Source organism: Vibrio sp. MMG023 (assembly GCF_021654215.1).
Classification (GTDB): Bacteria; Pseudomonadota; Gammaproteobacteria; order Enterobacterales; family Vibrionaceae; genus Vibrio; species Vibrio jasicida.
On record NZ_JAKFZP010000005.1, the window covers coordinates 365,043 to 387,742 of the forward strand.

Below are 22,700 nucleotides of genomic sequence, written 5' to 3' on the forward strand. Positions count from 1 at the left end.
CCTACTTAGCTTTTGGTTGCGTCGTAAGAAAGATCGTTACCGTCTGTCCAACCTGCGTTTTTCGCACCGCGCTCAACCACACGTTGACGGAAGATGTCAGAAACTTTCTCTGCATCACCCGCTAGCAGTGCTTTTGTTGAACATAGTGACGCACACATAGGTAGCTTACCTTCAGCAATACGGTTCGCACCGTACTTCTCACGCTCTTCTAGAGAACCTGGTTCTGTGTTTGGACCACCTGCACAGAAAGTACATTTGTCCATTTTGCCACGCTCACCGAATGACGCTTGTTTCGGGAACTGAGGCGCACCGAATGGACAAGCAAACAGACAGTAACCACAACCGATGCAAAGATCTTTGTTGTGAAGAACGATGCCATCTTCTGTGTGCTCGAAACAGTCAGCTGGACAAACCGCCATACAAGGCGCATCTGTACAGTGCATACAAGCAACAGAGATTGAGTTTTCACCTGGTTCACCGTCGTTCAGTGTTACCACGCGACGACGTTGAATACCCCACTCAAGCGCATCATCGTTTTCGTTCTTACATGCAGTAACACAGCCGTTACACTCGATACAGCGTTTGGTGTCACATAGGAATTTCATTCGTGCCATTGTCAGACTCCTTACGCTTTACGAATGTTACATAGGGTTACTTTAGTTTCCTGCATCAAAGTAACAGGGTCGTAACCGTAAGTGGTTGCCGTGTTGGCTGCTTCACCAACAACATAAGGATCCGTACCTTCAGGGTACTTAGGACGTAGGTCTTCACCTTCGAACTTACCGCCGAAGTGGAACGGAATGAACGCCAGACCCGGTTTAACACGACGAGTTACCATCGCTTTCACCTTGATGCGGCCTTTTTCTGCACCTTCAACCCAAACATCATCGCCATCTTTAAAGCCAAGATCGTTTGCGTCTTTCGGGTTAACTTCAACGAACATTTCTTGTTGAAGTTCAGCAAGCCAAGGGTTTGAACGTGTTTCTTCACCACCACCTTCGTACTCAACCAATCGACCAGAAGTCAGGATGATTGGGTATTCTCCAGACTTGTCTTCTTTCTGGATAGACTTGTAAAGCGTTGGTACACGGAAGATCGCTTCTTTGTCGTCCCAAGTTGGGTAATCCGTTACAAGGTCACGACGTGGCGTGTATAGCGGCTCACGGTGTAGCGGCACGCGGTCTGGGAATGTCCAAACAATCGCGCGCGCTTTTGCGTTACCAAATGGGATACAACCGTGCTTGATTGCTACGCGTTGGATACCGCCAGACAGGTCAGTTTTCCAGTTTTTACCTTCAGCCGCTGCTTTTTCTTCAGCCGTTAGGTCGTCCCACCAACCAAGCTGTTTGATTAGCTTGTCAGAGAACTCTGGGTAACCGTCTTTGATTTCACAGCCTTTTGAGTAGCTGTCTTCAGCAAGTAGGCTTTGCCCTTCGAATTCAACACCGAAACGCGTACGGAAGTTACCGCCACCTTCTGCGACCGTCTTCGACGTATCGTACAGAATGTGTGTGCCTGGGTGTTTCATCTCTGGCGTGCCCCAACATGGCCAAGGTAGACCGTAAGTCTCACCATTCACAGGACCACCCTCTGCTTCCAGAGATGTCTTGTGGAATGTGTGCCAGTTTTGTTGGTGCGCTTTTAGACGCTCTGGGCTTTGACCTGTGTAACCGATGGTCCACATGCCTTTGTTGAATTCGCGAGTAATGTCTTCAATTACTGGCTGGTTGTTCTCTACGCGTACGTTTTTGAACAGCAGATCTTCATAACCTAGCTTCTTAGTTAGCAGGTACATGATTTCGTGGTCAGGTTTAGATTCGAACAATGGCTCGATAACCTGATCACGCCACTGAAGTGAGCGGTTAGATGCTGTCACACTGCCGTGCGTTTCAAACTGAGTCGTTGCAGGAAGCAGGTAAACGCCGTCAGTACGATCGTTCATTACCGCTGCAACTGTTGGGTATGGGTCAACAATAACCATCATATCCAGCTTCTGCATCGCTTTCTTCATCTCAGGACCACGAGTCTGAGAGTTTACTGCGTGACCCCAGTAGAACATTGCGCGGATGTTTTCACGTTGACGAATGTTGTCTTTGTTTTCAAGAACACCATCCACCCAACGAGATACAGGAATACCTGCACTGTTCATTGGTTTTTGACCGCCGTAAGCGTTGTCATCGAAACGACCTTTGATCCATTCGTAATCGATTTCCCACACTTTCGACCAGTGACGCCATGAACCTTCAGACAAGCCGTAGTAGCCTGGTAGCGTGTCAGATAGTACGCCAAGGTCAGTTGCGCCCTGTACGTTATCGTGACCACGGAAGATGTTTGCACCGCCGCCTGACTTACCGATGTTACCTAGCGCAAGCTCAAGTACACAGTAAGCACGTGTGTTGTTGTTACCAGTCGTGTGTTGAGTACCACCCATACACCAAACGATACAACCCGGACGGTTTTCAGAAAGCAGTTTCGCTGTTTGGTAAACTTCAGACTCAGGAACGCCAGTTACGCGCTCAACTTCTGCTGGTGTCCATTTCGCTACTTCTGCACGGATTTCATCCATACCGAATACACGTTGACGAATGAACTCTTTGTCTTCCCAGTTGTTCGCAAAGACATGCCACAGCACACCCCAAATAAACGCAACGTCAGAACCCGGACGTAGCGATACGTAGTGATCCGATTTTGCAGCGGTACGGGTACGACGAGGATCCGCAACAACGATCTTACAGTTGTTCTTCTCTTTCGCGATTAGGATGTGCTGCATCGCAACAGGGTGCGCTTCTGCAGGGTTTGAACCAATGAACAGCATTGACTTACAGTTGTGCATGTCATTGAAAGAGTTGGTCATCGCACCGTAACCCCAAGTGTTTGCTACACCTGCTACGGTTGTTGAGTGACAGATACGCGCTTGGTGGTCAACGTTGTTGGTACCCCAAAGCGACGCCATCTTACGGAACATGTACGCTTGTTCGTTGTTGTGCTTCGCACTACCCAACCAGTAAACGGAATCTGGACCCGACTCTTTGCGGATGTCCATCACCTTGTTACCGATTTCTTCGATCGCTTGATCCCAAGAAAGCTTCTTCCACTTACCGTTTTCAAGCTTCATTGGGTATTTCAGACGACGCTCACCGTGACCGTGTTCGCGCAGTGCTGCGCCTTTTGCACAGTGTCCACCAGCGTTGAATGGGTGGTCGAATGCAGGCTCTTGACCTGTCCATACGCCGTTTTGAACTTCAGCGTAAATACCACAACCTACAGAACAATGAGAACAGATGGTACGTTTTACCTCTGTTTTCGCTTCTGGATCCACCGATTTAGCTTGTGCTTTCTTCATCATGCCCGGTGCAAAAAGACTTGCACCTACAACCGCACCACCAGCAGCAAGCGAGGTGTTTTTCATGAATGCACGGCGAGAAACGCCAAGCTGATTGGTTTCTTTGCTCACACTGTCGGAGCGTTTGACAAGTTTCATCCGTTATCTCCTAAAGTGTGTCGTAGTAATCGCGAATGTGTTGAGTTTCACGATACCCTTTCTTCTTCACGTCTTTTTCAGAAGGCTCAACCGTTTCTGAAGCGCTTGCCACTTTTGTTGTTCCAGCGACAACCGCACCAGCTACGGCTGCAGTCGTTAAGCCTTTCAGGAGATCCCTACGGCTTGTGTTTATTTCTTTATTATCTTTCATCATTGCTTCCTTACCTTACGGTAGATCTTTGGAGGCTATTGCCCCTCTATCGATATGACCAAGTACTGCTCGATTACTCGTAATCAGTGACGTTTTTCACATCAATTTTTAATTTGTGCTTACTGCTTTTGGTGTTCACGCTAAAGCGCACTTGTTCCAGTGTTAAGAACGCCTCACACAGTTGAGCTGCTGGCTTATAAAAGTTCGCGCTCTGTGCGTTTTCTAGTTGCTGAGTGAAAGAGTTAAACCAAGGTGAGATGTGTTTGTTAAACACCGCTTGTTGAAGATCTTCTTCTTCACCCGTTAGCATCGACATCACTTCACAAAGTGCTGCGATGTGGTCTTCCGGCTCTTTCACATTTTCATCGCGCTCGAAACCAAGCAGTTCCAAATCGTGACGAATTTCAGCCAGTGGTTTTTCCATCATTGCGCCCGTCATGTGCCATGAGCCAAATGGCATCACTTCACCACGACCGATACCAATGAAAAGATCTTGGTATTCATCTTCGAGCGCTTCGCGGTTGGAATCTTTTGCCGCTTGCTGAAGCGCAATCCACGCTTTTTGCATTGCGCTTTCTGATGGTTCAACTTCTAGAGAAGTCAGGAACTCGATCATCTCTTCACTTGGTGCGCTACGGAAAAGCGCTGACAAAACCAAGTAGATCTCTGTTCTCAGTGTTTGTTCTTGTTCTCGTTGTGTATCCACTGCGAGCTCCTAGTATTTCAGTTGTTTCATTGGGTCTTCTGCCATCGACTCAAACATGTCGATCACACGGCAGTCTTCACACATCGCGATACGATTGATCGCCGCTTCATCAGAGAAATGAGAGTGACCGCGTAACTTGTTTTGTAGCATGTCGATCATAGACTGAGGTGCGAATGGCTTATGACAGCGAATACATTCCGCTGCTTTCTCTTCGTGAATCACAACCGCTTTTTGGCGCTCTTCTTTCACCCAGTTCATGCGTGGCGTTAGAGTCAGAACTTTCTCTGGACATGCCTTTTCACACAAACCACATTGAATACAATCTTGTTCAACGAATTTAAGTGATGGCGATTCACCATCGGTATGAAGCGCACGTGTTGGACAAACTGCCACACAGCTCATACACAACGTACAATCTTTGCTCTCACAAGAAACATTGCCGTAAGGCGCGTTCGCAGGCAGTTCAACAATGTTCTCAACCGGAATACGAGAAGAAGACATTGCATCCAGCGCAGTAAACAAACGTTGACGCTTGTTACCTTGAAGATCGCCAAGGGCAAGGTCGAATGAATCTGTACATAGTGTTGGAGGACCTTCACGAAGCGATTCCAAGTAAAGGATATCGATGGTCTCTTTTGCGATACCAAGTTGATCCAATAGCTCTTGCGCGATACCTACTTCGTTATTTAGAACACGAATGATGGTTGCAGGCATAAAACGAGAAGCTGCAAATAGCACTTGCGTCGCGCCATTAACTAGAGCTGCGAACCATGTATCGATACCGATAGAAGGAAGCTCTTCAACCACAATTGGAATCACGTTATCTGGTAGCGCTTTCAGTGCCATCACGTTGTAAGTCTCGTGACGAGAACTACAGATAAGAACGATAGGATCCAGACCGCCCGCTTGCTCGTAGTTCGCTAGCGTGCGTTCAATGAATTTTTGCGTATCTTCAGGATTAGGTAGCGCGTAATGAATCGCTTCTGTCGGGCAAGCCGTTGCACAAGTACCCACGCCCTGACATAGGTATGGGTTAATCTCGATGCGATGACCGGTTTTATCGCTGCCTTCACTTGATAGTGCACCAGCAGGACAAGCATCCACACAACGCTCACAACCTTTTACGCCACGAGAACTGTGCGCACATAGGTCAGTGTCCAGACGGAAGAATTTTGGCTTATCAAACGTACCCATTAATGTTGGGATTTCTTCTAGCGCTTCAGCCAGTTTTGGATAGCCGCGTCCCACTGGGTAGTAACCCGGAACCGGAACCTCTTCTGACATACAGCTGCTTAGACAAAGATCGAGAACAACATCGAAACAATCACTATTAATAGCGACTTTTGCTAGGTTGCTTGTTAGACCGTTATTTTCGATAAGCACTTCAAACGTGCCTAGGAAACCAGAAACCTGAACTGAGTTTGCAAAGTACAGTTCTGGATTGGTGCCTTTCTCTCCGTCTGTAGAAAGAAGTGTCAAGCTGTTCATTTGAGATAGCTGCGCGGCTGCACTCTCAATGATGGCAGTCGGTCCAACAATCAGTGTATTACCGCCACTCTCGTAGCTCACCGTTGGTGGAATAAGATTGGTCAACTCTACGGTATTCTCAAACGCATACAGACGCGCTTTACCGTTATTGGAAGTTGCTTGTTCTAATAGTTGTTTCAACATTGCTCAGTTCCATTTATACGCATGGATAGTTTCTTCCATCTTTCATTGTAGTTAGCGCAGGCGATTCTGCTGATTAACTCGTCAGTAACTACCCCTTTTAGGTAGTCCCACCCGGGTTATCACTGCCTGTTAGGCAAATGGTCTAACTTCAACAAGAATGGTAATGAGCAACAGATAGCAAATGTCGTGCCAATTAAATATCAGCTAACTTTCAATAGGTTAGCTATTTATCTTAGAAATTGTAGGGATAAAAAAACCGACTGGGACATTTTGTCTCAGTCGGTTCATTGAGCGTTTAGTCAAAATGTACCTATTCTTTGTGTGGTATATTTTGTCCCACCTCTTCAGGGGCTAGTTCTGTCTCTAGAACATCGCTTTCATTAGGCACTGTATTTATATCCAGTGCTTTTTGTTCTTCGGGAATTTCGGCACCTTCAGCAAGTTCTACATCATCCGATTCAATATCACTTTCTTCATGAGATTCAGTTGGTTGCGTGGTTTCTTCTGCTGGTTCTTCTTCCGTTTTCTCTTTCACCCAATCACGAAGTGTTTCAGCCACCCCTTCAGAAAGCGACTTGAGGTTACTGTAGTCATCGTCGTAATCATCCAAACCATCGCGAACGTTAAACTCTTCTGATAAGAACATCTTACGCAGTGCAGCTTTCTTAACGCTCTCTGAAGCCTCAGACACCAATAACTGCGCTACGGACATCTCTTCAGGATCAGTGGCTTCGCTTGATGCTTCTTGAGATTCAGTCTCTATAGCAGGAGCCTCGGTAACCAATGCTTGCGCTTCAGTGCTTAATTCTTCATGAGCTTGCGCGGTTTCTGGTTCAGTAGATTCAACAGGCTCCACAACCTTCGCGTCTGTAGGCTCGGTTGTGGTTTCTTCTAATTTACGTTTCGACCAACGGCTAAAAAAACTAGTTGCCATTTGCTCTGCCCGCTCCTTTGCGTTTCTTGCGTCTTACTTCTAACAACTCACCGTGGCGCCCAATAAAGGCTTCCATCCAAGCTTGAATAGCTAACGGCATATCATTAGATAATACTAGGTTATCGCCATCCATATATTGTGCAGCGACAGTTTGAGACGCCGTAAGCAATTGAATCGTCGGTGTATCACCAGAGTCCACATTATCCATAATTAAAAACAACTTAGGTTGCTGAGAACTTAGATTAAATCGGTAATCAGTGCGCTCATCTTTATGCAGTTGCAGTAAACACACACCTTGAGTCTCATCCGTTGGCGTGATTTCAAAACCTGCAAGCTGCCATTGAGTCGTAACCCAAATCCCAGTGCTGATTTCGTGCTCTACCAAATCAACGCCAATTGGCCATGAATCTTCTGTTTTTTCGTATTTGTTCTCGAACTCTTTCGTATTCGACATAACTCATCCAGTTTGTTCTATGTAGGCTTGAAGACAGAAAAGGACATTTTGTACTTTGCTTTCAACCATTTTAGCGTTACAAAGCAATAAACGCGCCAAATCAAACTCACTTTTCTCTCTATACAAAATTAGTCTAGCCGTCAGTGTGAGTCTGTGTCATTACTGCGAACTCTCAGTTTTAGCAGACATTTGACGTAAAGCCTCGCAATTTCATTTACACCCGCTATTTTGGAATGAGAATTGCTTTGTAATCCTTGTTAAGACAAAAGAACCCATCAATGAGAGCGTCCATGAGCTCTCTCATTCATCAGGACATGACTGTGGTAAAACCAAACATTATTAAAACCAGTGAAAATCCCCTACAGACCATCGAAGTAGAAGTGTTTGACGAATACGGTGAGAAGCTGACTAAGCAAATTGCGTGTGAACGCCCTCTTACCGTCATGTTGAACTGGAAAGAGATTGTCACACTGATGACACTCGGTTCTCGCCCAGAAGCACTTGTATTGGGTTATTTGAAGAATCAAAGCTTCCTTTCAGATCCTGAAGCGATTGAATCTGTGATTATCGATTGGGAAACGCACACAGCTGCGGTTATCACCAAAGAGAACATTGAACATCTTGAAGGTGCATTGAAGAAGAAGACCGTCACGTCTGGTTGTGGTCAAGGCACTATGTACGGCAACGTAATGAAGCAGCTTGAAGATTATCAAGTACCACAAATGCCACTCAAACAGTCTGAGATATACACCTCGTTAGAAGCGTTGACGCACTATAATGACACTTACAAGAAAGCTGGTGCAGTTCATGGCTGTGCAGTGTGCAAAGGCGATAAAGTACTGTCATTTGTGGAAGATGTTGGTCGCCACAATGCTGTTGATACCCTCGCGGGCGAAATGTGGCTTAACCAAGAAACCGGCGAAGATAAAATTTTCTACACAACTGGTCGCCTTACATCAGAGATGGTAATCAAGGTCGCTCAAATGGGCATTCCAGTTTTGCTGTCTCGCTCTGGCGTTACGCAAATGGGCTTAGATCTAGCCAAGAAGTTTGGCATTACCACTATCGCTCGTGCTAAAGGTTTACGTTTCCAAGTATTCACAGGCGCAGAGAAAATTGATTTTGACGTAAAAGGAAATCAATAACTCATCATTAAGTCGCCAAATGAGTTAGACTTAAACAATCATATGGATTCACAAAGGATGTGAACGATGAACAACGATCAACTGTGGAATTATCTACTCACCCCAAGCGGCATCATCGTTTCGATGATCATTACCTTTGGGCTCGTTGGGATTTATGCTTATCTAATGAGGCAATTTAAGGATTGAACGCCACAATCTAGCGCTAGCAAAGAATTAGCGTTCACAAAGAATAGACATAAAAAAAGACCTCGCGATGAGGTCTTTTTCTTTATTCGGAAGAAGGATTAGCCTTCAATACCACGAGATTTTAGGAACTCAGAGTAAGTGCCTTTGAAGTCTGTGATTTTACCATCACGGATTTCGATGATACGCGTAGCTAGTGAGTCTACGAATACACGGTCGTGCGATACGAAGAACAATGTGCCTTTGTACTGCTCTAGTGCCGTGTTCAATGATTCGATAGATTCCATATCCATGTGGTTGGTTGGTTCGTCCATTAGCAGCATGTTTGGTTTGTGCATCATTAGCTTGCCAAGCAACATACGACCTTGCTCACCACCCGACAGTACTTTTACTGACTTCTTAATGTCGTCTTGACCAAACAGCATACGACCTAGGAAACCACGGACCACTTGCTCGTCGTCGCCTTCTTGACGCCATTGACCCATCCAATCTGTCAGGTTCATATCTTCTGCAAAGTCATGCGCATGGTCTTGCGCGTAGTAGCCAATGTTTGAGTTTTCAGACCACTTGAACTCACCAGAGCGTGGCTCTAGTACGCCAGCAAGTGTGTTTAGTAGGGTTGTTTTACCCACACCGTTCTCACCGATGATTGCAACGCGCTCACCGACTTCAAAAATCGCATTGAAGTTAGCAAACAGATCGTCTTCAAAACCTTGGCTTAGGTTTTCAACAATCAGAGCATTACGGAACAACTCTTTAGACTGTTCAAAACGAATGAATGGGTTTTGACGACTAGACGCTTTCACTTCGTCCAGTTTGATCTTGTCGATTTGCTTCGCACGAGATGTCGCTTGCTTTGCTTTCGATGCGTTTGCAGAGAAACGCGCAACGAACGTTTGTAGTTCAGCGATTTGTGCTTTCTTCTTCGCGTTGTCGTTCAACAGACGTTCACGAGCTTGGGAAGCCGCTGTCATGTACTCGTCGTAGTTGCCTGGGTAAACACGTAGTTCACCGTAATCCAAGTCAGCCATGTGCGTACATACTGAGTTTAGGAAGTGACGGTCGTGCGAGATGATGATCATGGTGCAGTTACGCGCGTTTAGCGTGTCTTCCAACCAACGGATAGTATCCATATCCAAGTTGTTGGTTGGTTCGTCAAGAAGCATCACATCAGGGTCAGCAAATAGAACCTGCGCTAGAAGCACACGAAGTTTCCAGCCTGGCGCCACTCCACTCATTAGACCGAAGTGTTGCTCCATTGGGATACCTACAGCAAGAAGCAACTCACCCGCTTTCGCCTCGGCCATGTAACCGTCCATTTCCGCGAACTGAACTTCAAGGTCAGCCACTTTCATGCCGTCTTCTTCGCTCATTTCTGGTAAAGAGTAAATGCGGTCACGTTCTTGCTTCACTTCCCATAGTTCTTTATGGCCCATGATTACCGTGTCGATAACCGTGAACTCTTCATATGCGAACTGGTCCTGGTTCAGTTTTGCAACGCGCTCGTTCGGATCGTAGCTTACGTTACCGCTAGTTTGCTCTAGCTCACCACTCAGGATTTTCATAAAGGTTGATTTACCACAACCGTTAGCCCCGATTAAGCCGTAGCGGTTACCTTCGCCGAACTTAACTGAGATGTTTTCAAATAGCGGCTTAGCGCCAAATTGTTGAGTAATATTCGCTGTGGAAATCAAAACCTTTACCTTAGCAATTCAAGTTTATTGGGAAAAACCGCGCAACGTTACTGCTTAAGGCTACACACTTCAAGTTTTGTTTTTATTAATTAATGAGAAAAAGCTTTCTTCGTTCAGTTGTTTTTTGAGATTTGGCTAACATAAACCTTACCATTCCTAAGGGTTATTACCCTAACGGGTTCAAAAGTGAGACATAAATCTGTCATGACTAAGCATTGACATACCCCATGAGATTGGGTTTATAGTGCGTCCCCTTTTATCAATTCCGTACGTTATTCCTTTATTGAGCATCCGTTTCTCAAAGGAAATCGCAACATCACGCACGGTCATTGGGTAAAACTCGCATATCGCGATAAAGCAACTACACTAACTCTAACCTTATAAGTTTTAAGAGAATTTTATGTATTTCATGGCGCGCATTTTAATGCTAGTCGGTCTCGTGCTTTCTTTACCCGCTCACGCTGAGTGGGAGTACGAATTCCAACCTGAGCCTCAAGTATTGCCAGTGGCGCAAGAGATCACTCAGGAGATAAACAAATTGCCTGAACCTTTGTTTATGTCTGACCAAGACAAACGCAAAGTCAATCAACTGCTTAATGCAGTGATGAACGAGCAGCGCAAACAAACCCTCATCTTTGACCAACATTTAAAAGCTTATCGCGAGTCTGGTGAAGACAAAGAGTGGTTTGAAACGCAGTCTAGCAATTTGACTCTGAACAGCCTTGGTCAAAGCAAAGAGCGATTATTAGCGCTGACGGATCCGATTACACACGACAAGCTAACTGGCTTTGGTCCTTATGGTGTGACCCAATTCAAGCAAGAGTGGCGTCAAACTCAATTGAATGCGGAATACTTACTGTTCTTCCAGATTCGTTCATTCCAATCGCTGATAAAAGAGGTGTTCATTTCACCAATCCCAGTACTTTGGGCAGGCATTAAAGTACTGTTTATTTACTTTGGCTTGGTTTGGTGGTTAACCAACAGCAAGCGCATCATTACGCTGTTCCGTGAAACGCAATTAGACAATGTGGCCAAGCCTCCGATTTGGGTTCGTTTGATTTGGTACATTAGTCGTGCACACCGAGCGATTGCGTGGTTGATTGCAATTACGCTTTCTCTTCGCGTGCTATCAGAAATCCCGAGCTTGCAGCATTTGATCATTCTCGAGATCTTCACGTGGTGGGTGGTGGGTGGTTCTATTGCCATCAGCTTCATTTTAGAGTTTGCTTACCGTAACAGTCGCAGTACCAGCCAAGAAGTGATTGCGCTGCGTCTATCGACCATTCGTCGCTATGTATGGAGCGCGATTGTCGCAGGCGTGATTTTGCAAATCTCGATTCGAACACTAGGCAAAGGCACCATTTATTCTTGGATCTACAGCGCACTGTTCTTTTGGTTTGTATTGGTGACGCTGTCGGTATTGCGCCTATGGCGTAAGAAGGTATTTGAAGTCGCGGAAAAGCTCTCTGACCGCCCTGTTTGGGTAAACTGGGCCATCCGACGTAAAGACACCGTGCTACTAAGCATTATCGGCACCGCCATTGCTGCTATGTGGATCATGCTGCACAGCTTTAAACACCGCATTGTTGCCATGTTGTCTAACTACACCATGTTTAGCCAAGCTTTAGCGTATTTGTTCCGTATTGAAGTCGCAAAACAAACGGGAAATAACGGTGCAGATACCAATCTTGTGCGAATAAAAGGCGATCAAGCGTTCGACTATATTCTCCCAGGTAGCGAAGAAAGCGAGTTGGTGGACTACGCCTCTGATGAAATCAAGCATCTGTCTAAATATCTCCTGACAGACAGCCCTGCCGTGTGCGTTATCTCGGGTGAGCGTGGCGTTGGTACAACAACCTTCCTTCGCACTATCTTGAATAAAGTGAAGAACGCCGAATCGGTTTATCTAAACTGCCCTTATGCGGGTTACAGTGAACTGCTTAAAGAACTCGCTTTACAACTCGGTTTAGAAGAGGACGCGTCCGAAATTCAGGTTCTTGCGCATCTTCGTAAAAGTGATACGCCTTACCTTATCGCAGTTGATAACGCCCAGCGCTTAGTTAAGCCAATGGTAGGCGGTTTAAGCGGTTTGATTAAACTGACTAACCTACTTCGTCGCTCTAAGAAGAACCACCGCGTTGTCATGGCGATTGAGAAAGCAAGTTGGCGTTTTGTCGACCGTGCTCGTGGCGAACGTTTGTTGTTTGACTGGGTGGCGTTTATGCCGCGCTGGAGTGAAAAACAACTGTCTGCGCTGTTTGATACGCGTATTAACCAAGAGATTGAGAACCCAGTAACGTTTGATGGACTTGTCGTCCCTAAGCAATGGGACCAAGAAGACATCACGGAAGAAGAACGTGCTAAACAAGGTTTCTACCGTATTCTGTGGCATTACTCAGATGGTAACCCGACAGTTGGCTTACGCTTTTTCCGCTTGTCCCTGCGTCAGGATAAAGAGACGCAGCAAGTGGTGGTTCGATTATTCCACGCACCAGAATCTCAAGAGCTAGAAAAAATGCCGAAGCCTATGCTGGCCGTTCTGCGTTCTATTGTTCAGCTTGAAGTGGCATCGCCGGAAGAGTTGTCTGAATGTACCCAGCTCAGTATTGCGGAAGTTATCGGTACTCTTCGCTACTTCCAAAGCCGTGGCTTTATTGAGTGGAGCGAAGACAAAGCTCGCGTGTCGGACCACTGGTTCCGTCACATTACTAACGTTCTCGACCGTCAACATTTATTGGTGAAATAACGATGAAAAAACTACTCACCGTATTGGCTCTATGTTTATTGAGCTCCCCTGCATTGGCGACTGAAGAAATCGCGAGTGTCGATAATATCTCGCAAATTGCCAGCTTAATTCGCTGGAGCGGCGTGTTCTTCTCTATCATCGTAATTGCATGTACATGGTTGTTGCTTAAGTTCATGAGCTCGATGGTAGAAAGTATTGGTAGCCAATTTGTGCAGTATCGAATGGTGCTGCAAAAGCTCCAATCATTCCTGCAGTTCTTTATCTACTTAACCGCCGGCTCTGTGGTATTTATGATGAGCTTTCGCATCAACGACCAGATCCTTGCTTTGATTGGTGGTACGTTGGCGGTATCCGTTGGTTTTGCAATGAAAGACCTAGCGGCATCGTTCATCGCGGGTATGACGGTTATGGTGGATAGACCGTTCCAAGTTGGTGACCGCGTCACCTTTGAAGGAAATTACGGCGATATTATTGCTATTGGTTTGCGTTCTGTGCGTATGCGTACCCTAACCGATGACATCATTACGATTCCAAACAACAAGTTCTTGAGTGAAGTTGTGGTCAGCGGCAACTATGGTGCATTGGATATGCAGGTGGTGATTCCGTTCTATGTAGGCATGAATGAAGACATTGCGTTAGCACGTGATTTGATTCAGGAAGCGGCCTCTTCAAGTCGCTATATCCATCTACCGAAGCCTGTGACGGTTCTCGTAAAACAGACGATTACTGATAACTACTTAGCAATTCAGTTAACGTGTAAGGCGTATGTGGTAGATACCGCCTACGAGAAGCTCTTTGAAACCGACATTACTCTACGTGTAATGAAAGAGTTTAAAAAGCACGGAATCAATCCTCCAAAGATTGCGGTGCATACCGGTTAGTTCGACGTTTTCCTCTCGCACTTAGAGAGAAACAGATACAAAAAGGGTCAGTAAATTTACTGACCCTTTTTATTTGATTGGGACTCATAGTCAGTTCAAGAGTAGCGCTAAACAATATTCATAACGTCAAGTAGCAACTCGGCTTTTTTAGGCAGATAGATACTGAATGTGCTTCCTTTGCCCCATTCCGATTCAGCTTTTAGTTCGCCGCCTGTTTGGCTAAGAATACTTTGCGAAACAGAAAGCCCTAGACCAGTACCGTCACGCTTAGTTGTATAGAACGGCGAGAAGATACGACTTAAGTTTTCTGGCTTGATACCGCAACCTTCATCGGTGACATGAATCGCTGCGCCTTTCAGTTCGCCGTCTTCAATCCAATCTTCACTCACGACGGTTAGCTTACCTCTGCCGTCCATCGCATGAATGCCATTCATCTGCAAGTTCACTAGAATCTGCAACAAGTGGTGGCGATTGATCTCGACCGAAGTATGAGCCTGTAAATCGGTGACAAACTCGATGTCGCGCTTCTTAGTACCGGTTTTAACCAGCGTAATACTCTCATCGATGATTGGGTTCACGTGTTGCCACGTAATTTCGTCTTGCACACCACCCTGACGGCTGTATTGCAGTAAACTACGCGTGATATTACGAATACGGTCAATTTGAGCGTGAATGGCGTCAATTTCTTCCTGAACGCGGCTTGCCTCTTCACCTAACTCAAACTGAATCAATTCAACGTTACCCAGAATCACTGCGGTTGGGTTGTTAATCTCGTGTGCAATACCCGCAGTTAACTCACCCAGTGCGGCAAGCTTTTCGTTGACCACCAGTTTGTCACGCGTTTGGTTGAGCAGCTGAATATGGAGTTCGAGCTGTTCTGTTTTTTCCTTCAAACTCGCCGTACGTTTTTGAACTTTACCTTCAAGTTGCATCGCAGAGTTTTTAAGCTCGACTTTACGATCTTCAAGTGCATCCAACATATTGTCGAATTGGCGAGCTAACTGAGCCAGCTCGTGGTGTTCGTCTAGTCCGAGAGGCCCAATACGTTTTTCTTTACCCAACTGAACTAATTTCACGACTTTATGGATGCGTTCAATTGGACGGAATAAGTCTCGCGAGCCTCGATATACCATCACACCAGAAACTAAGAGCAGCATTAAAGTGATCAAGCTTATCTCGACGATATTGGTCATGTAGGCTTTTACGAATGGCCACATCAAGTAACCGGTGTAGAGCATACCGATGACATTATCGTATTGGTCTTTGATTGGCTGATATGCGGTGATATACCAAGCATCGTAAACAAACGCGCGGTCGACCCATTGCTCACCTTCCTCCAATACCTTGTTGTACACCTCAGAACTCACTCGCGTACCAATAGCGCGCCCCAAACGTTGGTCACTGTCTAAGGGAACATTGGTACTAACACGAAGATCATCCAAAAATACCGTCAGAGTCCCCACTGGACGGAGGGTGTCGTTATCACTCAAATAGATAAGATCACGAATTTGATCGACCAATACCGTGCTGTTGTTGAGCAGCAAACCGCCATCTAAGAAGCCAATTAAATCATTCTGCTGGCTGTAAACCGGTATTACGGTTCGACTCACCAAGCCACGCGCTTCCACACCACCATTTTTTAGAATCGGTACTTCAGCACGTTTTGCGAGTTCGGGGTCTAGCTTTTCCAGTTCTTTTCTGTCCAGAACATCGAAGAAAGATTCGCGCTTGGTTAAATCCATAAAGCGGAATTTGTTTTCCATCGAATTAACACGTTGGAAGGACAAAAAATCCAACCCGTAGCGTTTCTTCTGCGCAGTCACCCACTTTTGCAATTCTGCTTGTGGGACATTTTGGTTCACTCGGGTACGAAAATCATAAGAGTCCGCGAACGATTTCACGTAGTTCGCTTGTTTTTGTTGTAGCAAGGTGATGCTGTTATTGGCCACACCAAGACGTTCTGATACGTCCAGCAGCGCATTTTGCCACGTATAGTGAATCGACCAATAGATCGTGATACCAATCAATGCCAATGACGTTAAAAAGATTGGCGCGGAGGTCAAAATCAATAATCGATAGCGCACCATTGTTTTGAACCGATACGCCCATTTAGACAATCCCTTGCGTTGCTGCCAAGTACTATTCGGCATAATCCTCGTCCTCAGAGTCCCACTCTTTGTATTTGCGCTCTAGGGTTTTTCTTGCCACACCCAAATCACGTGAAGCGGCAGATTTATTGCCTTCATGAAGAGTAACTACTTGTTGTATATGCGCTTTTTCAACCTCTTTTAGTGTCCAAGTGTTTGGATAACCTTCACCGCTGAACTCTCTGCCCTCTTTGAATGTTGGCAGCTCTGCAGTATGAGAAACCGTAATCGACACGTTAGGCAGCGCATGTCCTCCATTCAATTCACGCCAATGGTGCGCGGGCGGTTTGCCTAACAAGATGCAGCGCTCAATGAGGTTTTTCAGCTCACGAATATTACCTGGCCATTCGTACTCACTCATCGCTTCCATATCCTCATGCGCCCACTTCGGTGCTTGCATACCCAGTTCGCTCGTTAGCATGTTGCTAAAATAAGGCACAAGCTCGAACAAATCGGTTTTGCGCTCACGCAGGGGAGCGACTTCGATCTTCAACACGTTCAAACGGTAGTAAAGGTCGCTACGGAAGTTGCCTTTGTTGACCTCTTCTTGCAGGTTGCGGTTGGTCGCCGCGACAATGCGCACATCAATGCTGATTTCGCGTTCAGAACCGACCGGACGAATGGTACGCTGCTCTAACACGCGCAGCAGTGACGCTTGCATGGATAACGGCATTTCACCAATTTCATCAAGGAATAATGTACCTCCGTTCGCTACGCGGAAAAGGCCTTCACGAGACTTTTTAGCGCCCGTGAAAGCACCTGAGGTATGCCCGAATAGTTCACTCTCTAAAAGCTCTGGTGCAATCGCACCACAGTTAAGTGGGACAAATGGTCCTGTGCGACCACTCGCTTGGTGAATGCCGCGCGCAACGAGCTCTTTACCTGTTCCCGACTCACCTTCGACCAAGACTGATGCGCGAGAAGGCGCAAACTGGGTAATCAGCTGTTTGAGTTGACGGGTTTTCTCAGAGCCGCCAATGATTTCTGACGTGTGAAGACGCTGATAGTCACGTTTCATCGCGTATTGCATGCGCTCAGTCAAACGACGATCCATACAGCGGCTGACCGCTTTCAACATCTGCTCTAGGTTAAACGGCTTGAGGATAAAGTCCGACGCACCAAGCTGCAGTGCTCGAATTGCAATTTCCAAATCCGCGTAGCCAGTCATGAAGATGACATCCGCGCGTTTGTCGTCATCTTCAAACGCCTCTTCCCATTCAATCCCTGAACGCCCCGGCAAGTTGATATCCAACAGAATCAAATCGTAGTGGCGTGAGTTACGTAGCTCTTCCGCTTCTTCAATGCTGCCCGCTGTATCGACTTGCGAAAACAGTTTGCCCAGAGCCTTTTTAAGGATGGCTTGCATACCGAGTTCGTCATCAACGACCAGTACTGAAAAAGCGTTGTATTGTTGGTTTGTACTAATATGGGATTGAGTAGACATATTTACCCCAGTTGGATTGGAATGGGACAGAGTGTACCAAGTTTAAACAGAGATACCCTACAAAAAGTGCGACATTTTGTACCAACGCAAATTTTTATGCAAATAAGTCCATGAATTAGCGCATAAATCAAACATTTTGAGCTTGTAAAATGTTGGCATCTTGTTTGCTATATGGAGTGTCCAAGTGACGTCAGGATGTGGGAGACATTAATGCAATACCATCGCTTCTCGCTCCCTCACCCTAAGGTAGCTTGTGATTTGAGCGCTCTCTGACGCTCTGGCGACTTCTTTAGTAACCCAAGACTTAAGAAGCCAAAGAATCATTGGAAAGGAAACAACTAAAATGAAAAAAATTGCGCTGACTCTAGCTGCAACGTCGATCACTCTTGTAAGCTACTCTGCTTTTTCAGCTCAAGATGGCGAACACATTCGTCTGGCGACAACAACAAGTACTTACCACTCTGGCTTACTGGACTACCTACTTCCTCAATTTGAAAAAGACACTGGCTACAAAGTAGATATCATCGCTGCTGGTACTGGTAAAGCGCTGAAGATGGGTGAAAACGGCGACGTTGATTTGGTTATGACACACGCACCTAAAGCAGAAGGTGTGTTTGTTGAGAACGGCTACGGCGTCCTTCCTCGTAAACTGATGTATAACGATTTCGTTATCGTTGGCCCTAAAGCTGACCCAGCGCAAGTAAAAGACGATGCGTCAGTACTAGATGTATTCAAAGAGATCGCAAACAAAGACGCGACATTTATCTCTCGTGGCGATGATTCTGGTACACACAAAAAAGAATTGGGCATTTGGGCGCAAACTAAGATGGAACCAAACTTTGGTGGCTACCGCAGTGTAGGCCAAGGCATGGGTCCTACTCTAAACATGGCGTCAGAAATGCAAGGCTACACCATGACTGACCGTGGCACTTGGTTGGCTTACCAAAACAAATTGGATCTTGCGATTCTATTCCAAGGCGACGAAAAACTGTTTAACCCGTACCAAGTGATTTTGGTGAACCCAGAGCGTTACCCAACCATCAATTACCAAGGTGCGAAGGCATTCAGTGATTGGTTGGTGAACCCACGCGGTCAAGAGCTGATCAATGGCTTCCGTCTAAATGGTAAACAATTGTTCGTTGCGAATGCTGAGAGCAAATAACGCAATATGAATCTTGCTGATACAACACTAGAAGCCTTGCGCTTACTGGTGAATTTTGATGCAGACCTATGGGAGATCGTTGCGGTCTCCTTTAGTGTTTCTATTACGGCAATATCTTTGGTGGTGTTGCCGTCTATTTTGATGTCCTTTGTCCTAGCTTACACCGACTTTCGTGGTAAGTGGTTCTTACTGTCCATTGTGAATACCTTGCAGGCGGTGCCAACGGTCGTGATTGGTTTGCTGCTGTACATGATGCTCTCAAGAGCAGGCCCTTTGGGTGATTGGCAAATGCTGTTTACGCAAAAAGCCATGATCTTAGGACAAATGATCGTCTGTTTTCCGGTTCTGGTTTCCATGATGCACGGCGCGCTTCAATCAAGTGACCGTCGCGCAGTTGAAACAGCGATTACGTTAGGTGCGTCAATCCCTCGTATCGCTGCTACTATGATCTGGGAGACACGTTTTCCTTTATTGGCAGCTATCATTGCGGGATTCTCACGAATCGTCACAGAGGTAGGCTGTTCAATGATGGTTGGTGGCAACATTATGGGCGTAACTCGTAATATTCCGACTGCCATTGCTATGGAAAGTAGTAAAGGTGCTTTTGCGCAAGGAGTTGCATTAGGAATTGTATTACTATCGTTAGCGTTAGCGCTCAACTTCCTCTTATCGAGCATGAGAGGCAAAGGCTATCTAAGAACATGAAGCAAGCAATCGACTCGCCATCGACCCAATGTAAGGGTGAATTATGACTATAAAAATTACCGCCGAGCAATTGTCCATGCGCTTTAAAGAGCGTGTGCTTTTCCACATCCCTGAATTGGCCATTGGTCCAAACGACGCGATTTACCTAAAAGGTGACAATGGCGTTGGTAAAACCACCCTACTCAAGATCCTTGCAGGTTTGCTAAAGCCTTCAACGGGTAAAGTGGTGGCACCGAAAGATACTTGGTTGAAGAAGTGGACGCGCCGCAATGGTCGTGTTGATGTGATTTATCTCCATCAGTCTCCTTACCTTTTTGACGGCACTGTTTATGAAAACGTCGTTTATGGAGTTAAATATCAACAAGACACGGCAAAAGATAAGCGAGCTCAAGTTATTAGTGCGCTACGCATGGTAGGGTTAGAAACCTTAGCCGACGAACATATCTCTGTATTGTCCGGCGGTGAGAAGCAACGCGTAGCAATGGCACGAGCTTGGATCTTAAAACCATCGATTTTGTTGATGGACGAACCAAGTGCCTCTCTCGACCAAGAGTCGATTGAACGTCTGGTTATCATGGCAAAAGATCTGCTTGATCGCGGTTCTAGTATTGTTGTGACTAGCCACCAAGCGAACGCGTTGACGGATTTATGTAAAAAACAGTGGTGGATTAAAGACAAGACTTTGGTAGAGTCTCCACTCTTGTATGTCATACCAAAAGAAACATCCCAAGAGAACGCATATGCTTCAGCCAACACAAACTAGTTGGGTCATTTTGGCTGGTGGTCAAGCCAGCCGTATGGGTGGAAAAGACAAAGGTCTGATCGAACTGAATCAGAAGCCACTCATCGAACACGTTATCGAACGTTTATCTCCGCAAACACCACGCATTCTAATCAATGCGAACCGAAACCAATACGCATACCGTGCGTTTGGTTTCGTCTTCAGCGATCAATTTAAAGATTTCCCAGGTCCGATGGGCGGTATACACGCGGGCTTGGTTCATGCAGAAACCGACTGGGTTGGCTTCGTTCCTTGCGACAGCCCACAAATCAACACTGATCTTGTTAAGCGTTTTTGTAATGCAGTAGAAGAAGACACCGATATTTTGGTTGCTCATGATGGCGACCACCAGCAACCCGTCTTCACGCTTTATCACAAGCGCGTACTGCCAAAGCTGACCGCGTTTTTAGAACGTGGCGATCGTAAGATCATCCTACTCTACAAAGAGTGCAACACCAGTTACGTTGACTTTAGCGACTCACCAAACTGTTTCGTCAACTTAAATACGCCTGAAGAATTGGCGCAATTTGGACAACTTGAATCATGAAACACACGCTAAACATCCCTATTCTTGGTTTTGCTGCCTACTCTGGTACGGGCAAAACTACGCTACTTGAAGCATTACTACCAAAGTTGACCGAAGCAGGTTTACGCATCGGTATGCTAAAGCACGCTCACCATAACTTCGATGTCGACCAACCGGGCAAAGACAGCCATCGCCTACGTAAAGCAGGCGCATCGCAAATGCTGATCTCTTCTCGTAACCGCTTCGCACTGATGACAGAAACGCCAGAGTCAGAATCGGAGTTTGATTACCTACTAACGCGTTTTGATGAAAACAAGCTAGACGTGGTTCTAGTGGAAGGCTGCAAAAACATTGCGTTCCCTAAGATCGAATTGCACCGTGAAGAAGTCGGCAAGCCTTGGCTTCATCCAAACGATGACAACATCATCGCGATTGCTTCAGACAGCGGCGAATTGGACTCTGAACTGCCACAAATGAACATCAACGATCTTGAAGCGATTGCTCAGTTCGTTATTCAGTATGTTCAAGAAGCGAAAGCGCCAAAGAGTAAAGAGAAAGAAGCCGCTTGCTGCGATACCCTTTCTCCAGCTTTCCTTTCTGTCGTTCAAGGCCAAGAAAAGATCCTATCTTTGGTGAACACGGTTGCTGAAACCGAAGCGTGCAAGATTGAAGGTGCATACGGTCGTGTGCTTGCAGAGCATGTTGTGTCACCAGTGAATGTTCCGCAATACACCAACTCAGCGATGGACGGTTACGCCATTCGCGGTGATGACGTCGAGCGTGAAAGCTACCAAGTGGTTGCTGAAGTGATGGCGGGTCACGCTTACGATCAACCTCTGGAAGTTGGTCAAGCTGTTAAGATCATGACAGGCGCACCAACCCCTATCAATGGTGATACTGTTGTTATGCGTGAACAAGCTTCCCAAGATGGCGATACTGTCACGTTCAATGGTGCGGGCATCAAAACCGGTCAAAACGTTCGCCAAGCGGGCGAAGACTTAGCAATTGGTAGCGATGTGTTTACTGCAGGCACTCGTCTAGCTTCTCCTGAGATGGGCATGATTGCTTCTCTTGGCTTTGGCGAAACGAACGTGTTCCGCAAGTTGAAAGTTGCCGTGTTCTCTACCGGTGACGAAGTTCAAGCGCCGGGTACAGAACAGAAAGCGAATTCAATCTACGATTCAAACCGTTTCACCATCATGGGCATGTTAGAGAAGTTAGGTTGCGAGATCTTGGATTTCGGTATCCTAGAAGATAACGAGCAGTTGATGATTGAAGCGCTTGAAAATGCTTCTGCGCAAGCCGACGTAGTGATGACTTCTGGCGGAGTTTCCGTTGGCGATGCGGATTACATTAAGCTGGCATTGGACAAACTTGGGCAAATTGATTTCTGGCGTATCAACATGCGCCCTGGTCGTCCGCTTGCGTTCGGTCAAATCAACGATAAGCCTTTCTTTGGTTTGCCGGGTAACCCTGTGGCTGTGATGGTTTCATTCATCAACTTTGTTGAACCTGCTCTGCGTAAAATGCAAGGTCAACAAGGTTGGAAGCCACTTAAAGTCATTGCTATTGCGGCAGAAAATCTGCGCTCTCGCCAAGGTCGTACCGAGTTTAGCCGTGGTATCTACGAGCTAGACGAAACAGGTCGTCTAACCGTTCGCACAACAGGCAAACAAGGCTCTGGTATTCTGCGCTCAATGAGTGAGGCAAACTGTTTGATCGAAATCTCCCCTGCTGTTGATACAGTAAAAACGGGAGAAAGCGTGACAATTATCCCACTTCAAGGCAGAATCTAGGCCGATTCAGAATTCAAAGGTCAGCACGTCTGA

General features: G+C 46.2%; 18 protein-coding genes. 8 read left to right on the forward strand and 10 right to left on the reverse strand.

Annotation, left to right across the window (positions count from 1 at the left end; translation table 11 throughout):
- Positions 1 to 5 precede the first annotated feature (5 nt).
- From fdh3B to L1076_RS18115, 7 genes are all read right to left on the reverse strand, one after another.
- Positions 6 to 614 carry a formate dehydrogenase FDH3 subunit beta gene (gene fdh3B / locus L1076_RS18085; protein WP_005427693.1) on the reverse strand — a complete coding sequence of 203 codons (609 nt, stop codon included), beginning with the start codon at positions 612 to 614 and terminating at the stop codon, positions 6 to 8.
- A gap of 11 nt (positions 615 to 625) precedes the next feature.
- On the reverse strand, positions 626 to 3,481 hold the full coding sequence (locus L1076_RS18090; protein ID WP_033006499.1) for a formate dehydrogenase subunit alpha: 2,856 nt from the start codon (positions 3,479 to 3,481) through the stop codon (positions 626 to 628).
- Positions 3,482 to 3,491: 10 nt separating this feature from the next.
- Positions 3,492 to 3,692, reverse strand: a complete 201-nt coding sequence (locus tag L1076_RS18095) for a twin-arginine translocation signal domain-containing protein (RefSeq protein ID WP_005427585.1) — start codon at positions 3,690 to 3,692, stop codon at positions 3,492 to 3,494.
- A 73-nt stretch (positions 3,693 to 3,765) separates the two neighbouring features.
- Positions 3,766 to 4,398, reverse strand: coding sequence for a molecular chaperone (locus L1076_RS18100; protein ID WP_012127966.1), 633 nt, complete (start codon positions 4,396 to 4,398; stop codon positions 3,766 to 3,768).
- A gap of 9 nt (positions 4,399 to 4,407) precedes the next feature.
- Complete coding sequence (locus L1076_RS18105) at positions 4,408 to 6,069, reverse strand: 4Fe-4S dicluster domain-containing protein (RefSeq protein ID WP_005441573.1); 1,662 nt, start codon at positions 6,067 to 6,069, stop codon at positions 4,408 to 4,410.
- A 310-nt stretch (positions 6,070 to 6,379) separates the two neighbouring features.
- Entirely contained in the window at positions 6,380 to 7,003 is a 624-nt protein-coding gene (locus L1076_RS18110; protein ID WP_237304202.1) for a DUF3306 domain-containing protein, read from the reverse strand.
- Positions 6,993 to 7,457 carry a DUF3305 domain-containing protein gene (locus tag L1076_RS18115; RefSeq protein ID WP_237304203.1) on the reverse strand — a complete coding sequence of 155 codons (465 nt, stop codon included), beginning with the start codon at positions 7,455 to 7,457 and terminating at the stop codon, positions 6,993 to 6,995. The genes L1076_RS18110 and L1076_RS18115 overlap by 11 nt, the downstream gene beginning before the upstream one ends.
- A 320-nt stretch (positions 7,458 to 7,777) precedes the next feature.
- On the opposite strand from L1076_RS18115, the gene L1076_RS18120 reads away from it, so the two are divergent.
- A complete protein-coding gene (locus L1076_RS18120; protein ID WP_038875099.1) occupies positions 7,778 to 8,602 on the forward strand; it encodes a formate dehydrogenase accessory sulfurtransferase FdhD in 825 nt (274 codons plus the stop codon).
- 284 nt (positions 8,603 to 8,886) lie between these two features.
- On the opposite strand, the gene L1076_RS18125 is transcribed toward L1076_RS18120, so the two are convergent.
- Positions 8,887 to 10,479, reverse strand: coding sequence for an ABC-F family ATPase (locus tag L1076_RS18125; protein WP_038872740.1), 1,593 nt, complete (start codon positions 10,477 to 10,479; stop codon positions 8,887 to 8,889).
- 400 nt (positions 10,480 to 10,879) lie between these two features.
- On the opposite strand from L1076_RS18125, the gene L1076_RS18130 reads away from it, so the two are divergent.
- Together L1076_RS18130 and L1076_RS18135 are read left to right on the forward strand one after the other, a co-directional pair.
- On the forward strand, positions 10,880 to 13,225 hold the full coding sequence (locus L1076_RS18130) for an ATP-binding protein (protein ID WP_237304204.1): 2,346 nt from the start codon (positions 10,880 to 10,882) through the stop codon (positions 13,223 to 13,225).
- A 2-nt stretch (positions 13,226 to 13,227) separates the two neighbouring features.
- On the forward strand, positions 13,228 to 14,106 hold the full coding sequence (locus L1076_RS18135) for a mechanosensitive ion channel domain-containing protein (protein WP_038872738.1): 879 nt from the start codon (positions 13,228 to 13,230) through the stop codon (positions 14,104 to 14,106).
- A gap of 107 nt (positions 14,107 to 14,213) precedes the next feature.
- Here the strand turns inward: L1076_RS18135 and L1076_RS18140 are convergent, their stop codons facing one another.
- Both L1076_RS18140 and L1076_RS18145 read right to left on the reverse strand, forming a co-directional pair.
- A complete protein-coding gene (locus tag L1076_RS18140; protein ID WP_039977293.1) occupies positions 14,214 to 16,256 on the reverse strand; it encodes a cache domain-containing protein in 2,043 nt (680 codons plus the stop codon).
- Entirely contained in the window at positions 16,246 to 17,697 is a 1,452-nt protein-coding gene (locus tag L1076_RS18145; protein WP_038872736.1) for a sigma-54 dependent transcriptional regulator, read from the reverse strand. The genes L1076_RS18140 and L1076_RS18145 overlap by 11 nt, the downstream gene beginning before the upstream one ends.
- A gap of 343 nt (positions 17,698 to 18,040) precedes the next feature.
- Between L1076_RS18145 and L1076_RS18150 the strand changes: the two genes are divergently transcribed.
- From L1076_RS18150 to L1076_RS18170, 5 genes are read left to right on the forward strand one after another with little or no spacing between them, the layout of a single operon-like run.
- Positions 18,041 to 18,859 carry a substrate-binding domain-containing protein gene (locus L1076_RS18150; protein WP_005441551.1) on the forward strand — a complete coding sequence of 273 codons (819 nt, stop codon included), beginning with the start codon at positions 18,041 to 18,043 and terminating at the stop codon, positions 18,857 to 18,859.
- Positions 18,860 to 18,865: 6 nt separating this feature from the next.
- Positions 18,866 to 19,564 (forward strand): ABC transporter permease, encoded by a 699-nt coding sequence (locus L1076_RS18155; RefSeq protein WP_005427748.1) that lies wholly within the window; start codon positions 18,866 to 18,868, stop codon positions 19,562 to 19,564.
- A 43-nt stretch (positions 19,565 to 19,607) separates the two neighbouring features.
- Complete coding sequence (locus tag L1076_RS18160) at positions 19,608 to 20,327, forward strand: energy-coupling factor ABC transporter ATP-binding protein (RefSeq protein ID WP_005441550.1); 720 nt, start codon at positions 19,608 to 19,610, stop codon at positions 20,325 to 20,327.
- The gene (gene mobA, locus L1076_RS18165) at positions 20,305 to 20,892 is read left to right on the forward strand and encodes a molybdenum cofactor guanylyltransferase MobA (protein ID WP_237304205.1); all 588 of its coding nucleotides are present in this window, start codon (positions 20,305 to 20,307) and stop codon (positions 20,890 to 20,892) included. The genes L1076_RS18160 and mobA overlap by 23 nt, the downstream gene beginning before the upstream one ends.
- Entirely contained in the window at positions 20,889 to 22,667 is a 1,779-nt protein-coding gene (locus L1076_RS18170) for a bifunctional molybdopterin-guanine dinucleotide biosynthesis adaptor protein MobB/molybdopterin molybdotransferase MoeA (protein WP_237304206.1), read from the forward strand. Before mobA ends, L1076_RS18170 begins: the two co-directional genes overlap by 4 nt.
- The last annotated feature ends 33 nt before the right edge of the window (positions 22,668 to 22,700 follow it).

Coding starts and splice junctions, on each gene's coding strand:
- L1076_RS18130 (WP_237304204.1), top strand. CDS start 10,880: ATGTATTTCATGGCGCGCATTTTAATGCTAGTCGGTCTCGTGCTTTCT.
- L1076_RS18095 (WP_005427585.1), bottom strand. CDS start 3,692: ATGAAAGATAATAAAGAAATAAACACAAGCCGTAGGGATCTCCTGAAA.
- L1076_RS18160 (WP_005441550.1), top strand. CDS start 19,608: ATGACTATAAAAATTACCGCCGAGCAATTGTCCATGCGCTTTAAAGAG.
- L1076_RS18135 (WP_038872738.1), top strand. CDS start 13,228: ATGAAAAAACTACTCACCGTATTGGCTCTATGTTTATTGAGCTCCCCT.
- L1076_RS18115 (WP_237304203.1), bottom strand. CDS start 7,457: ATGTCGAATACGAAAGAGTTCGAGAACAAATACGAAAAAACAGAAGAT.
- L1076_RS18105 (WP_005441573.1), bottom strand. CDS start 6,069: ATGTTGAAACAACTATTAGAACAAGCAACTTCCAATAACGGTAAAGCG.
- L1076_RS18110 (WP_237304202.1), bottom strand. CDS start 7,003: ATGGCAACTAGTTTTTTTAGCCGTTGGTCGAAACGTAAATTAGAAGAA.
- L1076_RS18150 (WP_005441551.1), top strand. CDS start 18,041: ATGAAAAAAATTGCGCTGACTCTAGCTGCAACGTCGATCACTCTTGTA.
- L1076_RS18170 (WP_237304206.1), top strand. CDS start 20,889: ATGAAACACACGCTAAACATCCCTATTCTTGGTTTTGCTGCCTACTCT.
- mobA (WP_237304205.1), top strand. CDS start 20,305: ATGCTTCAGCCAACACAAACTAGTTGGGTCATTTTGGCTGGTGGTCAA.
- L1076_RS18140 (WP_039977293.1), bottom strand. CDS start 16,256: ATGCCGAATAGTACTTGGCAGCAACGCAAGGGATTGTCTAAATGGGCG.
- L1076_RS18155 (WP_005427748.1), top strand. CDS start 18,866: ATGAATCTTGCTGATACAACACTAGAAGCCTTGCGCTTACTGGTGAAT.
- L1076_RS18090 (WP_033006499.1), bottom strand. CDS start 3,481: ATGAAACTTGTCAAACGCTCCGACAGTGTGAGCAAAGAAACCAATCAG.
- L1076_RS18145 (WP_038872736.1), bottom strand. CDS start 17,697: ATGTCTACTCAATCCCATATTAGTACAAACCAACAATACAACGCTTTT.
- fdh3B (WP_005427693.1), bottom strand. CDS start 614: ATGGCACGAATGAAATTCCTATGTGACACCAAACGCTGTATCGAGTGT.